General features: G+C 74.6%; 16 protein-coding genes and 2 pseudogenes. 5 read left to right on the plus strand and 13 right to left on the minus strand.

The window, feature by feature from the left end:
* Both VR45_RS02075 and VR45_RS02080 read left to right on the plus strand, forming a co-directional pair.
* Positions 1-196: pseudogene (locus tag VR45_RS02075) on the plus strand (rodlet layer protein); the annotation flags it as partial.
* Positions 197-448: 252 nt separating this feature from the next.
* The gene (locus VR45_RS02080) at positions 449-715 is read left to right on the plus strand and encodes a hypothetical protein (protein ID WP_045937926.1); all 267 of its coding nucleotides are present in this window, start codon (positions 449-451) and stop codon (positions 713-715) included.
* A gap of 74 nt (positions 716-789) precedes the next feature.
* Here VR45_RS02080 and hemB read toward each other — a convergent pair whose 3' ends face one another.
* From hemB to VR45_RS02115, 7 genes are all read right to left on the minus strand, one after another.
* Positions 790-1770, minus strand: coding sequence for a porphobilinogen synthase (gene hemB / locus VR45_RS02085; RefSeq protein WP_045937927.1), 981 nt, complete (start codon positions 1768-1770; stop codon positions 790-792).
* Between the two features lie 65 nt (positions 1771-1835).
* On the minus strand, positions 1836-3506 hold the full coding sequence (locus tag VR45_RS02090; RefSeq protein WP_234325801.1) for a uroporphyrinogen-III synthase: 1671 nt from the start codon (positions 3504-3506) through the stop codon (positions 1836-1838).
* Entirely contained in the window at positions 3503-4531 is a 1029-nt protein-coding gene (hemC, locus tag VR45_RS02095; protein ID WP_045937928.1) for a hydroxymethylbilane synthase, read from the minus strand. Before hemC ends, VR45_RS02090 begins: the two co-directional genes overlap by 4 nt.
* A 41-nt stretch (positions 4532-4572) precedes the next feature.
* Positions 4573-5910, minus strand: coding sequence for a glutamyl-tRNA reductase (locus tag VR45_RS02100; RefSeq protein ID WP_045937929.1), 1338 nt, complete (start codon positions 5908-5910; stop codon positions 4573-4575).
* Positions 5911-5944: 34 nt separating this feature from the next.
* Entirely contained in the window at positions 5945-6841 is an 897-nt protein-coding gene (locus VR45_RS02105) for a redox-sensing transcriptional repressor Rex (protein ID WP_199839820.1), read from the minus strand.
* A gap of 101 nt (positions 6842-6942) precedes the next feature.
* The gene (locus VR45_RS02110) at positions 6943-7728 is read right to left on the minus strand and encodes a 3'-5' exonuclease (RefSeq protein WP_078896155.1); all 786 of its coding nucleotides are present in this window, start codon (positions 7726-7728) and stop codon (positions 6943-6945) included.
* 222 nt (positions 7729-7950) lie between these two features.
* Entirely contained in the window at positions 7951-8235 is a 285-nt protein-coding gene (locus VR45_RS02115; RefSeq protein ID WP_045937930.1) for a glutaredoxin family protein, read from the minus strand.
* A 118-nt stretch (positions 8236-8353) separates the two neighbouring features.
* On the opposite strand from VR45_RS02115, the gene VR45_RS02120 reads away from it, so the two are divergent.
* Entirely contained in the window at positions 8354-9397 is a 1044-nt protein-coding gene (locus tag VR45_RS02120; protein WP_045937937.1) for an HAD-IB family hydrolase, read from the plus strand.
* Between the two features lie 70 nt (positions 9398-9467).
* On the opposite strand, the gene VR45_RS46605 is transcribed toward VR45_RS02120, so the two are convergent.
* Entirely contained in the window at positions 9468-9695 is a 228-nt protein-coding gene (locus VR45_RS46605; protein WP_159394094.1) for a hypothetical protein, read from the minus strand.
* 307 nt (positions 9696-10002) lie between these two features.
* Here VR45_RS46605 and VR45_RS02125 point away from each other — a divergent pair, with 307 nt between their 5' ends.
* A complete protein-coding gene (locus VR45_RS02125; RefSeq protein WP_078896156.1) occupies positions 10003-10779 on the plus strand; it encodes an ECF subfamily RNA polymerase sigma factor, BldN family in 777 nt (258 codons plus the stop codon).
* Positions 10780-11059: 280 nt separating this feature from the next.
* Positions 11060-12409: a DUF5667 domain-containing protein gene (locus VR45_RS41965; RefSeq protein WP_159394095.1), complete on the plus strand. Its 1350-nt coding sequence runs from the start codon at positions 11060-11062 to the stop codon at positions 12407-12409.
* Positions 12410-12486: 77 nt separating this feature from the next.
* Here the strand turns inward: VR45_RS41965 and VR45_RS02135 are convergent, their stop codons facing one another.
* The 5 genes and pseudogenes from VR45_RS02135 to VR45_RS02150 all read right to left on the minus strand — a co-directional run.
* Positions 12487-13500 carry a lysophospholipid acyltransferase family protein gene (locus tag VR45_RS02135; RefSeq protein WP_045937931.1) on the minus strand — a complete coding sequence of 338 codons (1014 nt, stop codon included), beginning with the start codon at positions 13498-13500 and terminating at the stop codon, positions 12487-12489.
* Between the two features lie 5 nt (positions 13501-13505).
* Positions 13506-14636 carry an NAD-dependent epimerase/dehydratase family protein gene (locus VR45_RS02140; protein WP_045937932.1) on the minus strand — a complete coding sequence of 377 codons (1131 nt, stop codon included), beginning with the start codon at positions 14634-14636 and terminating at the stop codon, positions 13506-13508.
* Between the two features lie 197 nt (positions 14637-14833).
* Positions 14834-14932, minus strand: coding sequence for an AURKAIP1/COX24 domain-containing protein (locus tag VR45_RS43590; protein ID WP_003948845.1), 99 nt, complete (start codon positions 14930-14932; stop codon positions 14834-14836).
* 191 nt (positions 14933-15123) lie between these two features.
* Entirely contained in the window at positions 15124-15333 is a 210-nt protein-coding gene (locus VR45_RS02145; protein WP_045937940.1) for a helix-turn-helix domain-containing protein, read from the minus strand.
* A 250-nt stretch (positions 15334-15583) separates the two neighbouring features.
* Positions 15584-15827: pseudogene (locus tag VR45_RS02150) on the minus strand (acetoin utilization protein AcuC); the annotation flags it as partial.

Raw genomic sequence — 15827 nt, forward strand, 5'->3', positions numbered from 1 at the left:
CCACAGCCCGAACTTCCACACCCTCGACAACGCGAACATCTGCCTGCCGGAGGTCCACAACATCGCGGTCGCCGTCCTCGGCGTGGCCGTCCCGGTCGAGGTGCCGATCCTCAACAGCACCCCGAAGCAGATCTGCAACGTCGGCCAGAACACCCAGTCCTCGGGCGACGCGGGTGTCTCGCACCTGATCGGCTGATTCGGCCGCACGGCGCGACGGAGGGCCCGGGGACGTCTGGTCCCCGGGCCCTCCGGGCGTACCGGACCGGACGTCCGACCGGGCCGCACCGGCGGCGTCCGGCCGGGTGACAGGCCGTCGGCGCGGCGCGTGGGGCGCCGCCGCGGACGGCAGCGTGTGGTCCCGTGTCAGGGCCGGTCCCCGGCACCGGACCGGAGCACACGTCAGAGGCAGAGCGCCCGCACGGGGCGCTCCGGAAGAGAGGGCAGATCCATGAAGAGCAAGCTGGTCAAGGTCACTCTGACCGCCGTCGGCGCGCTGGCGCTGGCCGGCCTGGCCGCCCCGGCGGCGTCCGCGCACGTCGGCCTGGTCGGCGGCGGCGAGTTCGCCGCCTCGGCCCACCCGGTGTTCGCGGCCGGCGAGTGGTGGGGCCTCGCCCACACCTCGAACATCCACACCGGTGCGCACGGCTGGGGCGCCGCCACCTCCACCGACGCGGTCGGCGGCGAGGAGGGCTTCGCCCACATCGGCGGCTGGTAGCACGCACGGAGGCCGGGCCCCCTTCGGTAGGGGGCCCGGCCTCCGCCGTGTCCGGGGCTGTGGCCCCGGTCCGGCTACTTCACCATCGCGGCGGCCTCGAGGGCCCAGTAGGTGAGGATCTGCTCGGCGCCGGCCCGGCGCAGCGAGGTCAGCGTCTCCAGGATCATCCGCTCCCGGTCGATCCAGCCGTTGGCCGCGGCCGCCTCGACCATCGCGTACTCGCCGGACACCTGGTAGGCGGAGACCGGCACCGGCGAGGCGTCGGCGACCTGGCGCAGGATGTCGAGGTAGGCCATGCCCGGCTTCACCATCACCAGGTCGGCGCCCTCGGCGATGTCCAGCTCCAGCTCCCGCAGCGCCTCCCGGGCGTTGGCCGGGTCCTGCTGGTAGCTCTTGCGGTCGCCCTTCAACGAGGAGCCGACCGCCTCCCGGAACGGGCCGTAGAACGCCGAGGCGTACTTGGCGGTGTAGGCGAGGATGCCGACGTCCTGGTGGCCGGCCTCGTCCAGGGCCCGGCGGACCACCCCGATCTGGCCGTCCATCATCCCGGACGGGCCGACCAGGTGGACGCCCGCGTCCGCCTGCACCCGGGCCATCTCGGCGTACCGCTCCAGGGTGGCGTCGTTGTCCACCGAGCCGTCCGCGGCCAGTACGCCGCAGTGGCCGTGGTCGGTGTACTCGTCCAGGCACAGGTCCGACATGACCACCAGGGCGTCGCCGACCTCGGCGACCACGTCCCGGATCGCCTGCTGGAGGATGCCGTCCGGGTTGGTGCCCTCGCTGCCGGTCGCGTCCTGGACCTCGGGGACGCCGAACAGCATGACGCCGCCCAGGCCCGCCGCGGCCGCCTCGGTGACGGCCTTGCGCAGGGTCTCCCGGGTGTGCTGGACCACGCCCGGCATCGACGAGACCGGGACCGGCTCGCGCACGCCCTCGCGGACGAACAGCGGCAGGATCAGCTCCGCCGGGTGCAGCCGGGTCTCCGCGACCAGTCGGCGCATCGCCGGGGTCGAGCGCAGCCGGCGCGGGCGGACGTACGGGAATTCAGCGGACACGGCTTCTCTCTCCGAACGGTGGTGCTGGTGCCGGGGGCGGCGGATGGTCCGCCCCCGGCCTCGATTCAGCGCGCGGCCTTGCGGCGCGAGCCGGGGCGGCGCTCACTGGGCCGGTAGACCGGCTCACCGGCGGCGGTCGCGGTGTCCCGGCGCTTGGCCCCGAAGTCTGCCAGGGCCTGGGCGAGCGCCGCGGCCGACGGGGCCGGGGCCATCACGTCGACCCGCAGGCCGTGCTCCTCGGCGGTCTTCGCGGTGGCCGGGCCGATGCAGGCGATGACCGTCACGTTGTGCGGCTTGCCCGCGATGCCGACCAGGTTCCGCACGGTCGAGGACGAGGTGAACAGCACCGCGTCGAAGCCGCCGCCCTTGATCGCCTCCCGGGTCTCGGCCGGCGGCGGCGAGGCGCGCACGGTCCGGTACGCCGTCACGTCGTCGACCTCCCAGCCCAGCTCGACCAGGCCGGCCACCAGGGTCTCGGTGGCGATGTCGGCGCGCGGCAGCAGCACCCGGTCGATCGGGTCGAACACCGGGTCGTAGGGCGGCCAGTCCTCCAGCAGCCCGGCCGCGGACTGCTCGCCGGACGGCACCAGGTCCGGCTTCACGCCGAAGTCGACCAGCGCCTGCGCGGTGGTCTCGCCGACCGCCGCGACCTTGATCCCGGCGAACGCCCGGGCGTCCAGGCCGTACTCCTCGAACTTCTCCCGCACCGCGCGCACTGCGTTCACCGAGGTGAAGGCGATCCACTCGTACCGGCCGGTGACCAGGCCCTTGATCGCCCGCTCCATCTGCTGCGGGGTGCGCGGCGGCTCGACCGCGATGGTCGGCACCTCCTGCGGCACCGCGCCGTACGAGCGCAGCTGCTCGGACAGGCCGTGCGCCTGCTCCTTGGTGCGCGGCACCAGGACGTTCCAGCCGAACAGCGGCTTGGTCTCGAACCAGGAGTGCGAGGAGCGGTGGGCGACCTGCTCACCGACCACGGCTATGACCGGGGTGGCGGGGTCCACCGGGGCGGACACCGGCGCGGGCAGCACCCGGGCGGCCTTGAGGTCCGCCGCGATGGTGGCCAGGGTCGCGGTGAAGGTGCGCTGGCGGGTGGTGGTGCCGGAGAGCGTCGCGCTGAGCGCCGACTCCGGCTTGCGGCCGTTGGAGACCAGCGCGTTGGCGGTGGCCGGCAGCTGGCCCAGGGTGGTGCGCACGACCAGGGTGGTCTCCGGCGCGCCCAGGTCCACCGGGGAGCCGGCCAGCAGCGCGGCGGCCTCCACGAAGCGGACGTCCGTCCCGGCGGCGCCGCGCAGCGGCACCCCCGCGTAGGCCGGCACGCCGACCGACTGGGCGACGCCCGGGATCACCTCGAAGGCGATCCCGGCGCCGGCGCAGCCGAGCATCTCCTCGGCGGCGCAGCCGTCCAGGCCCGGGTCGCCGTCGACGGTCCGCACCACGTGCTTGCCGGAGCGCACGGCCTCGGCGACCAGGTTCGCCAGGTCGAAGTCCGGCCCCTCGGTGCCGGGGGCGTGCACCTGCACGCCCGAGGGACAGTGGCTGCGCACGGCGGCCGCGGTCAGCGGGTCGGCGACCAGGACGTCGGCCGAGGCCAGGACCTCGACCGCGCGCAGGGTCAGCAGGCCCGGGTCGCCGGGGCCCGCGCCCAGGAAGGTGCACCGGCCGGTGGCGGGCACCGTACCCCCGAACGGGCTGTCGGCCGGGAACGGGCTGTCGGTGGCGGCGGTGGGGCTCATCGGGCTCGCTCCCCCATCAGGGCGGCCGCGCCCGCGTCGAGCAGCCGGGCGGCCAGCGTGCGGCCGAGGGCCACCGCCTGCTGCTCGGCGGTCTCGTCGAGGACGATCGGACCGTGGGCGGACATCTTCAGCAGGGTGGCGCCGTCGACGGTGCCGACCACGCCCTCCAGCCGCAGTTCGGATCGGTGGTCCCAGGCGGCCAGCGCGGCGACCGGTGCGGAGCAGCCGGCCTCCAGGGTGGCGAGCAGGGCCCGCTCGGCGGCCACCGCGACCCGGGTGGGGGCGTGGTCGAGGGCCGCCAGCGCGGCGGCCAGACCGCCCCCTTCCGGGAGCGCGGCGGCGGCGGTGCACTCGATGGCGAGCGCGCCCTGGCCGGGGGCCGGGACCATCAGCTCGGGGTCGAGGTGCTCGGTGATCTCCGCGGACCGGCCGAGCCGGTTCAGACCCGCGGTGGCCAGCACCACGGCGTCCAGCTCGCCGGAGGCCACGAAGCCGATCCGGGTGTCCACGTTGCCGCGGATCGCGACGGTCTCCAGCCGGTCGCCGCGTTCGCGGGCCCAGGCGTTCAGCTGCGCCATCCGACGCGGCGAACCGGTGCCGATCCGGGCCGGGCGGCCGGCTCCGGCCAGCTTCTCCACCAGCTCGCCGAGCGCCAGGCCGTCGCGCGCCACCAGGGCGTCGCGGCTGTCCTCGCGCTCGGGGACGGCGGCCAGCAGCAGGCCCTCGGGGGCCGCGGTCGGAAGGTCCTTGAGCGAGTGCACGGCGAAGTCGATCCGGCCCTCGAGCAGCGCGTCGCGCAGCGCGGAGACGAACACACCGGTGCCGCCGATCTGGGCCAGCGCCTCGCGGGAGGTGTCGCCGTAGGTGGTGATCTCCACCAGCTCGACGGGGCGCCCGGTGAGGCGGGTCACCTCGCGGGCGACCATGCCCGACTGCGCCATGGCGAGCGCGCTGCGCCGGGTGCCGAGCCGCAGGGGTGCCGCGGTGGGGTCCGGTGCCTGGCCGGTGAGCGGTTGACCATTCATGGGGTGATCGTCCCGGTGGTACTCGTGGGATGGCTGACGGTTCATCCGGCGCCCCCGCCCGCAGGCTGCTGGGTGCCGATCGGGGTGCCCGAGACCGCGTGGACGGCGGCCGGGTCGAGGTCGAACAGTTCACGCAGTGCCTCCGCGTAGGAGGCGCCGCCGGGTTCGGCGGCCAGCTGCTTCACCCGCACGGTGGGGGCGTGCAGCAGCTTGTCGACGACCCGGCGGACGGTCTGGCCGATCTCGGCGCGCGAGCGCTCGTCCAGACCGGGCAGCCGGGAGTCCAGGCGGGCCAGCTCGGTGGCGACCACCCCGGAGGCCATCGCGCGCAGCGCCACCACGGTGGGGGCGATCCGCGCGGCCCGCTGGGCGGCGCCGAAGGCGGTGACCTCCTCGGCGACGATGCCGGTGACGGCGTCGACGTCCCCGGCGCCGGGAGTGGCGGCGTGGGCGTGCGAGAGGCTCTCCAGGTCGACCAGGAGCGCGCCGGGCAGCTCGTGCACGGCGTGGTCGACGTCGCGCGGCATGGCGAGGTCGAGGAAGGCGAGGGGGGTGGCGGCGGCGCGCGCGGCGACCGCGGCGGCGACGTCCTGCGCCCCGATCACCGTGCCGGCCGCGCCGGTGCAGGAGATCACCAGATCGACGTCGGCCAGCGCCTCCGGCACCTTCGCCAGGTCCAGGGTGCGGGCGACGTCCCCGCCGAGGATCTCGACCAGCCGCTCGGCGCGCTCCGGCGTCCGGTTGGCGATCAGCAGGTCCGTCACGCCCGAGCGGACCAGGGTGGCGGCGGCCAGCGAGCTCATCGAGCCCGCGCCGACCACCAGCGCCCGCTTGCCCGCGATCGCGCCCGCGCCGGCCGCGACCTGCTCCAGGCCGAAGGTCACCAGGGACTGGCCGGCCTTGTCGATGCCGGTCTCGCTGTGCGCCCGCTTGCCGACCCGCAGGGCCTGCTGGAAGAGCTCGTTGAGGCCGCGCGCGGCGGTGTGCTCCTCCTGCGCCTTGGCCAGGGCGTCGCGCAGCTGGCCGAGGATCTGGCCCTCGCCGACCACCATCGAGTCCAGGCCGCAGGCCACCGAGAAGAGGTGGTGGACCGCGCGGTCCTCGTAGTGGACGTAGAGGTGGGAGGTCAGCTCCTCCAGGTCGACCCCGCTGTGGTGGGCGAGCAGCAACGACAGCTCGGCGACGCCGGCGTGGAACTTGTCCACGTCCGCGTACAGCTCGATCCGGTTGCAGGTGTTGACCAGCGCCGCCTCGGCGACGGTCGCGGACGCGGCCGCGTCGTGCAGCAGCCGGGTCGGCACCTCACCGGTCAGCGCGGCCCGCTCCAGCACGCCGACCGGGGCCGTGCGATGGCTCAGCCCTACGACGAGAAGACTCACGCCCGCCCCCTGGTCCCACGATTCTCGGTCCCGCTCATGCCGGCATCACCGCGGACAGCTCGCCCTCGCCGGGCTTGCCGGGCTTGCCCTGCGCCGTCGGCTCCGCGTCCTTGGCCGACTCCGCGGCGGTGCGGGGCTTGGTGCTGCCGCCGGCCGCGCGGCGCAGCTTGGCCGCGGCGGCGCGGACCGGGCCGGGGGCGCGGTCGAGCACGGACTCCGTGCGGTCCGGCTCGTCGCCGGCCTTGCGCTGCTCGTGGAAGGCGAGGATCTGCAGCTCGATGGAGAGGTCCACCTTGCGCACGTCCACGCCGTCCGGAACGGTCAGCACGGTCGGGGCGAAGTTCAGGATGCTGGTGACACCGGCCTCGACCAGCCGGTCGCAGACCTGCTGGGCGGCGCCGGGCGGCGTGGTGATGACACCGATCGAGACGTGCTGGCTCTCCACGATGGACTCCAGTTCGTCCATGTGGCGCACCGGCAGGCCGGCCGCGCTGCTGCCGACCACGGACGGGTCGGCGTCCAGCAGGGCGGCCACCCGGAAACCGCGGGAGGCGAAGCCGCCGTAGTTGGCGAGCGCGTGGCCGAGGTTCCCGATGCCGACGATGACGACCGGCCAGTCCTGGGTCAGGCCCAGCTCGCGGGAGATCTGGTAGACGAGGTACTCGACGTCGTAGCCGACCCCGCGGGTGCCGTACGAGCCCAGGTAGGAGAAGTCCTTGCGCAGCTTGGCGGAGTTCACCCCGGCCGCGGCCGCCAGCTCCTCGGAGGAGACGGTCGGCACCGAGCGCTCGGAGAGCGCGGTGAGCGCGCGCAGGTACAGCGGAAGCCGGGCGACCGTCGCCTCCGGGATGCCCCGGGCGCGCGAAGGTCGACGCGCGGCGCCCTGGTCGGGCGTCTGCGAACTGCTCTGTGGTGATCGGCCGATTGCCACGGTGCTCCTGTGGGTGAAGCTGGGCTTTGGCAGCCAGGCTATGCGTTTGTGAACGTGTGCACAAAGATGGTGTCCGATTTGTCCACGCACAGTGATGCGCATCACGCCGTGGACCCCATAGCACCGGCCCCTTTCCGGGCCGCCGCCGGGGGCGGTGCAAGGGGTGGCCGAGGGCCGTACAGCAGGCCGTTCGGCAGCACCGGCGGAGCCGGGCGGGAGGACCCCCGCAGGACCAGCGGCACCGGCTCCCCGGACGGCCGGGACCGGGCCCGCCCCAGCCTCGGCCACGGCACCGCGGCCGCCTCGCGCAGCGGTTCCGCCCAGTCGTCCGGCGGGCAGGACGGCGCGTCCAGGCAGTGGCGGAGCAGGTCGGCGGTGGCCCGGGCGTCGCCGAGCGCGGTGTGCGCGGCGAAGCCGCCGAGGCCGGCCGCCGCCACACAGGCCGCCAGGCCGAAGCCGCCGGCCTCCGGCAGATGGGCCCGGGCCAGCCGCATCGTGCACAGCGAGGGCACCGGCGGCAGCGGGACCCCGATCCGGGCGAACTCGCGATCCAGGAAGGCGTGGTCGCAGGTGACGTGATGGCCGACCAGCACCCGGCCGGTCAGCAGCTCCAGCAGCAGCGGCGCGATCTCGCGGAAGCGCGGGGCGCCCTCGACGTCCTCCTGCGCTATCCGGTGCACATGGGTCGGGCCGACCGGGCCGAGCGGGTCCAGCAGGGTGCAGAACTCGCCCTCGGGGCGGAGCCGCTCGTCCAGCAGCACCACCGCCACCTCGACCACCCGGTGCCGCCAGGGGCTGCGGCCGGTCGCCTCCACGTCCACCACGGCGAAGCCCCCGCGCGCGGCCGAGGGCTCGGCGGGCGTGGCTAAGGGCGGACCGGGAAGCATGGCGGCACTCCTCGCGTGCTCAGCCCCCCATGGGCGCAGACGAGTTCGATCGTAAGCCGACCGACGGCCGGTGCCCCAAGCCGGGAACGCGGAATCTTCACAACGATTCGGCGAACCGCCCCCGCCGTTCGGCGGGGGCGCGGGAGCCCCCCGGCGGAGCGGGCGGGCGGCTCCCGGCGGAGCGGGCCGGCGCCTCCCCGCCGCGGCCGCCGGGGGCCCGGGTCAGGCGCCGAGCGCGGTGCGCAGGCGCTTCTCGTCCACCCGCCAGAAGTCGTGCTGGCGCCCGTCGATCAGGGTGACCGGGATCTGCTCCCAGTAGAGGTGGTGGAGCTCCGGGTCCTGGGTGATGTCCTTCTCCTCGAAGGCCGCGCCCAGCTCGGCCGTCACCCGGACGATCACCTCCCGGGCGTCGTCGCACAGATGGCAGCCGGGCTTGGCCACCAGGGTCACCGTCCGGTCGGCCGGCCCCGGGCCCCGGTTCTTGTCACGTCGCAGCAGTGGACTCACCCCGCCATTGTGCGCCGACCCGGCGGACGGTCCGGACCCGGCCGCCCCGTCCGCCGTTCACCCGTCGGGCACGTCGCCGTCACGGCCGCCGCACAGGTGGCTGGCTATGCTCGATGGCATGGCCGTGCTCCGAAGGCTCACCCAGTCAAGGCGCTCCACCGGCTCGCGGGCCGCGCTGGCGGGCGAGGCCGCGGCGGAGGCGGCGGAGGCCGCCCTGCGGGCCGCCCCGGCACCGGTCGGGGAGGCCCCGACGGAGCCGGCCGGAGGCACCGGGCCGGCGGCGGACGCCCGGTCGGCCGAGGAGGCGGAGCCCGCCGGGGACGCGGAGCCCGCCCGGCGCGGCAGGGCGCCCAGGCCCCCCGCCGAGAACCACACCCCCGATCCCGACGACCCGCGCGCCGCCGCCTTCTTCGACTGCGACAACACCATCCTGCGCGGGGCCGCGATCTTCTACCTCGGGGTCGGCCTCTTCCGCCGGGGCTTCCTCACCCGTCGGGACATCGCGCGCTTCGCCTGGCAGCAGGCCTGGTTCCGGTTGTACGGCGCCGAGGACCCGGACCACATGGCCGACGCCCAGCACACCGCCCTGGGCCTGGTCGCCGGCAAGCGGACCGCCGAGCTGGAGGCGCTCTGCGAGGAGGTCTTCGAGGAGGTCATCGCCGACAAGGTGTGGCCGGGCACCCGCGCGCTGGTCCAGATGCACCTGGACGCCGGGCAGCGGGTCTGGCTGGTCACCGCCGCCCCGGTGGAGGTGGCCCGGATCATCGCGGCCCGGCTCGGCATGACGGGGGCGCTCGGCACCGTCGCCGAGGCCCGCGAGGGCGCGTACACCGGCCGGCTGGTCGGCGAACTGCTGCACGGGCCGGCCAAGGCGGCCGCGGTGCGCTCGCTGTCCCGGCGGGAGCGGCTCGACCTCGACCGCTGCGCCGCGTACAGCGACTCGGCCAACGACATCCCGATGCTCTCGCTGGTGGGCCACCCCTACGTGGTGAACCCGGACGGCGCGCTGCGGCGGCACGCCCGCGCGCAGGGCTGGCGGGTCCGGGACTTCCGGACCGGACGGAAGGCCGCCCGGGTCGGGCTGCCGGCCGCCGCCGCGCTCGGCGTGGCCGCAGGCGCCGTCGCGGCCTGGGCCGCGCTGCACCGCCGGCACCGCGCCTGAGCGACGAGCGACCGAGCGACGAGCGGACCCTGCGGAGGGCCGTCCGGGGCCCGCGCCGGGGTGAGTCCGGTCAATTCGCGCGCTGACGATGCCGCCCGTACGGGCGAACTCCCGCGCGTCGCGGGCCCGTCCGGCCCTGTCGATCGAACTCGCCAGCCCGTGACCGGATCTGATCGTTCGCCAGCTCGACAAAGTCGGGGGTTATCGGGCCCCAGAACCGGGAAACCGCCCGCCGCACCACCGAATTGGTCACCAGGTGCACCCGTTCTGTCACGTTGAGCCAGCCGATCGCCGACATGTTCGGTCACTGTCGGCCGGATATTCGTTCAATGCGGATCCCAAACGACCACTTCGACCACACGGTGTAGCTGTCATTGCACAAAGCGTTATTCTCTCCTGGATGCACGTCACCCAACCGCCCCAGCGCGACCCGGGGGGCGCGGACGTGCTCTCCGCGCAGGCGGAGGTGATCCGTCCACAGTTCTGCCTCTGGGAGTCCCGTGTACCCACCCGTCCGGAACGACGCGCCTGCACCCTCCCGCCCGTCGTCCGCGCCCCTGCGCTCCCGCACCAGCCTCCGCGGCCGCCCGGTCCCGCCCCGGCAGATCTCCACCGGCCTGGACCTGCTGCGCACCCTGCTCCGCAGCCAGCTCGCCGCCACCCCCCAACTGGTGCCCGCCGGAGCCGCGTTCGGCCAGACCCAGGACCGTCCCGGCACCCCCCTGCTGCGCACCACCGCGGCCGGCTCGACCGGGGCCGGCACCCGGGGCCGGACCGGCAGCGCCGGCGGCCGCAGCCGCTCCCGCACCACCACCGGCCCCGGTTACGAGACCGAGCACAACCCGATCATGGAGCTGGTCGAGCGCGCCCAGGCCGGCGAGAGCGAGGCCTTCGGCCGGCTCTACGACCACTACGCGGACACCGTCTACCGCTACATCTACTACCGGGTCGGCAGCCGGGCCACCGCCGAGGACCTCACCAGCGAGACGTTCCTGCGCGCGCTGCGCCGGATCGGCACCTTCACCTGGCAGGGCCGGGACTTCGGCGCCTGGCTGGTGACCATCGCCCGCAACCTGGTCGCCGACCACTTCAAGTCCAGCCGGTTCCGGCTGGAGGTCACCACGGGCGAGATGCTCGACTCCAACGAGTGCGAACGAAGCCCCGAGGACTCGGTGCTGGAGTCGCTCTCCAACGCGGCCCTGCTGGAGGCGGTCCGCCGGCTGAACCCGCAGCAGCAGGAGTGCGTCACGCTGCGCTTCCTGCAGGGGCTGTCGGTCGCCGAGACCGCCCGGATCATGGGCAAGAACGAGGGTGCCATCAAGACCCTCCAGTACCGCGCCGTGCGCACCCTGGCCCGCCTGCTCCCGCCCGACGCGCGGTGAGCCGGCGGCGGTCCGGGGAGGCCCCCGGGGAAGCGGCGGGAGAGATAGTGGGCGGGCCGTCACCCTCGGCGGCGGCCCGACACATCCGGGTGAACGGTCGGTCCGATGATCAGTCGTGCGTAACCGACCGCCCGCGCCGCTCGTTGGCCAGCTTGCAAGCCTCCACCAGGCGTGCGGTCAAGTCGAATTGCGACCTCTCACCCGATGGAGTGGCTTTGGCTTGCCGGGGCAACCGTCCGGCAGGCCGGGGTGTCGACAACGACGAAGGGAGGTGTGGCCCGTGACGGCAAACGTGCTTGAGCACCGGCGGGCGAAGGCCTTCGCCGAGGCGCTGGAGGCCCACCAGGCGGAGCAACGCGCTGCCGACGGCAACGGAACGGCCAACACCGCTACCGGCAACGCCGGTTCGGTCGCGATGGCCGAACTCATCGACACGGTCGGCGCGCTCGGCGCGCTGCCCGCTCCGGAACTCGACCGCGAGGTCCGGACCGTCCAACGCGCCCAACTGATGGCCGCGTTCGAGCAGGCCTTCGCGGGCGGACCGGGCGTCACCGTGCCGCGTCAGCGCCGCCACCGGGCCGTCCGCACGGCGCCGCGCGGACGCTGGAGCCGCCGGTTCGCGATCGGCGGGCTCGTCGCCGGCCTCGCCGTCGGCAGCTTCGCCGGGGCCGCGGCCGCCAGCGGCAACGCCCTCCCCGGCGACCCGCTGTACGGCATGAAGCGCGGACTGGAGGGACTCCGGCTCAACCTCGCGAACACCGACAGCGAGCGCGGCGAACTGCTGCTCGACAACGCGGCCACCCGGCTCGGTGAGGCCCGGTCACTGGTGGGCCGGGCCGGTACCGGCGGCTCGCTCAGCCCGGGCACCGTCGAGCAGGTCCGCAAGGCCCTGGACGACATGCATACCGATGCCCTCAAGGGCCGCGACCTGCTGCGCGCCGTCTACCGCAACAACGGCTCGCTCGACCCGATGCGCGCCCTGGCAGGCTTCGCCCAGGACGAGGACGGCGCCTGGGCCGAGGTGCAGTCCCGGCTCCCGGACCAGCTCGTCCCGCAGGCCCACCTGGTGGACCAGCTCTTCGACGACATAAGCCAGGACGTCGCGCCCCTGCGTCTGGTCCAGCAGCCCGCCAAGAGCGGGATGCCGGACGACGGCGGGGCGGGCGACGGCACCCGCGGGACGGGTGTGCAGGGCGGACCGTCCGTCGGCACCTCGCCCGGCGGCAACCCGGCGGTCGGCGGAGTACCGGCCCAGGGCGGTGCCATCGGCGGACCGGCCGGCACCGCGGTCGGCGGTCGGCCGGGCAGCACCCCGCAGGTCCCGCCGCAGGGCGGCGCGCCCGCACCGGCGGCGCCCGCGGCCCCCGGCGCACCGGCCGCACCGGTGCCCAGCAATGAGGGCAATGTCGTGCCGGCGCCGGTCGGCGGCCTGGTGGACAACCTCACCAGCGGGCTCACCGGGGCCAAGCCCTCGCCCAGCGCGGACGCGCCGGCCCCGGTGCCGGACCGGTCCCCGGCGCAGCCGTCCGAGTCGCCCAGTGCGAGCGGCGGCGCCGCCCAGCAGCAGGGGGTCGAGGTGCCCCCGCTGATCCCGGGCCTGCTGCCCGGGCTGCGGATCCTCGGCGGCTGACCCGGCAAATGGAACGGCGGGGCCCCGGCGGACGTACGGCCCCGCCGTTGCGCTCGGCCCGACAGCCGGCGAGTGGCTCAGAAGAACACCGAGCGCCGCCGCACCAGCAGCTGGTACAGCGTGTGCTGGATGGTCTCCCGGACCTCGTCGGCCAAGTCGAAGACCAGCATCGGATCGTCCGCCGCCTCCACCGGGTGCCGGTCGGTCGCAATCGGCTCGCCGAACTCGATGATCCACTTGGTCGGCAGCGGCACCGCCCCCAGCGGGCCCAGCCACGGGAAGGTCGGCGTGATCGGCACGTACGGCAGACCCAGCAGCCGGGCCAGGGTCCGGAAGTCGCCGATCATCGGGTAGGTCTCCTCGGCCCCGACGATCGAGCACGGCACGATCGGCACCCGGGCCCGCAGCGCCGAGGAGACGAAGCCGCCCCGGCCGAAGCGCTGGAGCTTGTACCGCTCGGAGAACGGCTTGCCGACCCCCTTGAAGCCCTCCGGCCACACCCCGACCAGTTCGCCGCGCTCCAGCAGGGCCTGGGCGTCCTCGTTGCAGGCCAGGGTGTGCCCGGCCTTGCGGGCCAGCTCGTTGATCCCGGGCAGGACGAACACCAGGTCGGCGGCGAGCATCCGCAGGTGCCGGTGGTGCGGGTGGTGGTCGTGTATCACCACCTGGGTCATCAGCGCGTCCAGCGGGATCGTCCCGGAGTGGTTGGCGACGATCAGCGCGCCGCCCTCGGCCGGGATGTTCTCGATCCCGCGCACCTCGATCCGGAAGTACTTCTCCGCCAGCGGCCGCAGCAGCCCGAGCAGCACCTCCTCGGTGAGCTCCCGGTCGAAGCCGAACTCGTCCACCTCGTAGTCGCCGGTGATCCGGCGGCGCAGGAAGGCCAGGCCGTCGGCGGCCCGGTCCTCCCAGCCCTTGCCGAACGCACGGGTCGCGGCGGCGCCGAGCCGCCCGGCCAGCGCGCCGCCGACGGCGCCGGCCACCCGGTCGGCCAGGCCGGAGCCGTCGGCCGGCGGCTCGCTCCAGCTGGGGGCGGACTCGATCGGGATGACCTTGGCCTCACCCGGCGCGTTCTCGGCGGCGGCACTCATGCGGGTCAGCTCCTGGGTCGGTGCGGTCGGGCGGGGGTGCCCGGGGCGGTGGTGCCCGGAGCGGTGGTCCGGCCGGCCTCCGGGCCGAGCAGCGCGGCCAGTCCGTCGGTGACGGCGGTCAGCCGCTCCGGCGGCAGCAGGCCCGGCGACTGCGCGGCGGCGAAGTCCGCGAAGGCCTCCGGGGTGCTGAACACCGGGCGGTAGCCGAAGGCCCCGCGCAGCCTGGCGGTGTCCACCACCCGGCCGTGGGTCAGCAGCCGCAGGTGCTCGGGCGAGACGTCGACCAGCCGGGTCTGCCGGGCCAGTCCGGCGATCCAGCTGACCGCCGGCAGCAGCAGCGGCAGGGTCGGCCGGCCCAGTCGGCGGGCGCACTGGGAGAGCAGCAGCACGCCCTCCCCGGCGACGTTGACGGTGCCGGTGTTCACGGTGCCCGGCTCGGCCGGGAAGGAGGCCCGGCAGAGCACCTCGACCACGTCGTCCTCGTGCGCGAACTGCAGCCGGGGGTCGTAGCCGAGCACGGTCGGCAGGACCGGCAGCGCGAAGTAGTCGGTCAGCGGGGTGTCGGCGCCCGGGCCGACGATGTTGGCGAACCGCAGCACCGTGACCGCGACGTCCGGACGGCGCCGGGCGAAGCCCCGGACGTAGCCCTCGACCTCGACCGCGTCCTTGGCGAAGCCGCCGCCCGGCAGGGTCTTCGGCTGGGTCCGCTCGGTGAACACGGCCGGGTCGCGCGGCGCCGAGCCGTAGACGCCGGTGGTCGACTTCACCACCAGCCGGCGCACCCCCGGCGCCTTCTGGCAGGCGCCGAGCAGTTGCATGGTGCCGATCACATTGGACTCCTTCACCGCGGAGCGGTTGGTGGAGCCCAGTCCGGTGGCGCTGACCGCGAGGTGCACCACGGTGTCGACGCCGTGCTCGGCGATCACCCGCGCCACGGCGGGGCGGCGCAGGTCCAGCTGGTGGAAGCGGTACGGCGCGGCGGGCCCGTCCGGCTCGGCGAGCGCGCGCAGGGCCGGGCTCGGCGGCTGCACGTCCACACCGACCACCAGGTCCACCCCCGGCCGGCGGCGCAGCTCGGCGGCGAAGCGGGCGCCCAGGTGCCGGCCGACGCCGGTGACGAGCACGACCGTTCCCACAGCGCTGCACCCCATTCCTCGGCCCGGGAGACCTGCGTGCACCGTACCGCGCCGCCCCGGTGGGCCGGGAAACGACCGGGCCGGGGAAACCGCCGGGCCGGGGAAACGGCCGACCGGGAAACGACAGCGCCCGCCCCGGCCGGAGGGCCAGGACGGGCGGTGTCAAGCGCTGGGCGCGCGAGCGCGGCCGGGGACGCTTACTTCTTGTTGCGACGCTGAACGCGCGTGCGCTTGAGAAGCTTGCGGTGCTTCTTCTTGGCCATACGCTTGCGACGCTTCTTGATGACAGAGCCCACGGAACAACCCTCGCTCACTGAGACTCTCGCCCGTGAGAGACGGAGTCCATACGACTGACGTGAGGGCCCAGCCTACCGCCCACTCGCCCAGGGTCGTAATCGCGCCCCCCGGAGCAGGCGAACCGCAGGCGAATCCGGAGCGAACGGAGACGGGGCCCACCGGTGGTGGACCCCGCCCTGACCGGCCTTGCCTACGCGCTTTCGAGCCGCACGTAGGACTCCTTGAGGTACTCGTGCACTGCCTGCTGGGGCACCCGGAACGAGCGGCCGACCCGGATGGCAGGCAGCTCACCGCTGTGCACCAACCGGTAGACCGTCATCTTGGAGACCCGCATGACCGCGGCCACCTCGGCCACGGTCAGGAAGACGACGTCCTGCAAGGGGCGTTCGCCGGAACTCATGACCATCACCCGACCCTTACCCGTGTGCAAGGCACCGGCTTCCCCTCCGGTGACTCCACCGGCACACGTGTATCCCCAGAGTAGTTATGGGTGGTACCAGTGGGAAGAGGGAGAAGCCCAGTCCTCGTACGGTGAGGGATAAGTCGGTTGCAGTACGTAGTCGATCGGCGATTTGTACCGGTCGGCCTGCGCACGGAACGCGACCGGGCACCAGGTCTTCACAAGCGGAAGGCGCCCCTTCGCCACCCGGTCAGGGCAGCAGGCCGTGGTGCGGCAGGACGGCGCGGCGGGCGGCCAGAATCGCCTGGTCGAGGCGGTCCGCCGGATCGTATCCCGCGTCGAAGTCCCGCCAGACCGGACGGGCGCCGTCGGTCATCCGCAGCGGGGCGGGACCCCGGGTGCGCCGGTAGACCTCGGCGCGCCAGGACTCCGGGGTCTCGGTGGCCGGGTCGACCGGCCGGCCCGCGGCGGTGGCGACCAGATGGGTCCAGGCC

It is taken from the genome of Streptomyces sp. NRRL S-495, assembly GCF_000966955.1.
GTDB lineage: Bacteria > Actinomycetota > Actinomycetes > Streptomycetales > Streptomycetaceae > Kitasatospora > Kitasatospora purpeofusca.

Excerpts from the sequence above, each read along its gene's own strand:
- VR45_RS02110 (WP_078896155.1), bottom strand. The coding sequence starts at position 7,728 with ATGCTTCCCGGTCCGCCCTTAGCCACGCCCGCCGAGCCCTCGGCCGCG.
- VR45_RS02090 (WP_234325801.1), bottom strand. The coding sequence starts at position 3,506 with ATGAGCCCCACCGCCGCCACCGACAGCCCGTTCCCGGCCGACAGCCCG.
- VR45_RS02145 (WP_045937940.1), bottom strand. The coding sequence starts at position 15,333 with ATGAGTTCCGGCGAACGCCCCTTGCAGGACGTCGTCTTCCTGACCGTG.
- VR45_RS02080 (WP_045937926.1), top strand. The coding sequence starts at position 449 with ATGAAGAGCAAGCTGGTCAAGGTCACTCTGACCGCCGTCGGCGCGCTG.
- VR45_RS46605 (WP_159394094.1), bottom strand. The coding sequence starts at position 9,695 with ATGTCGGCGATCGGCTGGCTCAACGTGACAGAACGGGTGCACCTGGTG.
- VR45_RS02135 (WP_045937931.1), bottom strand. The coding sequence starts at position 13,500 with ATGAGTGCCGCCGCCGAGAACGCGCCGGGTGAGGCCAAGGTCATCCCG.
- VR45_RS02120 (WP_045937937.1), top strand. The coding sequence starts at position 8,354 with ATGGCCGTGCTCCGAAGGCTCACCCAGTCAAGGCGCTCCACCGGCTCG.
- hemC (WP_045937928.1), bottom strand. The coding sequence starts at position 4,531 with ATGAATGGTCAACCGCTCACCGGCCAGGCACCGGACCCCACCGCGGCA.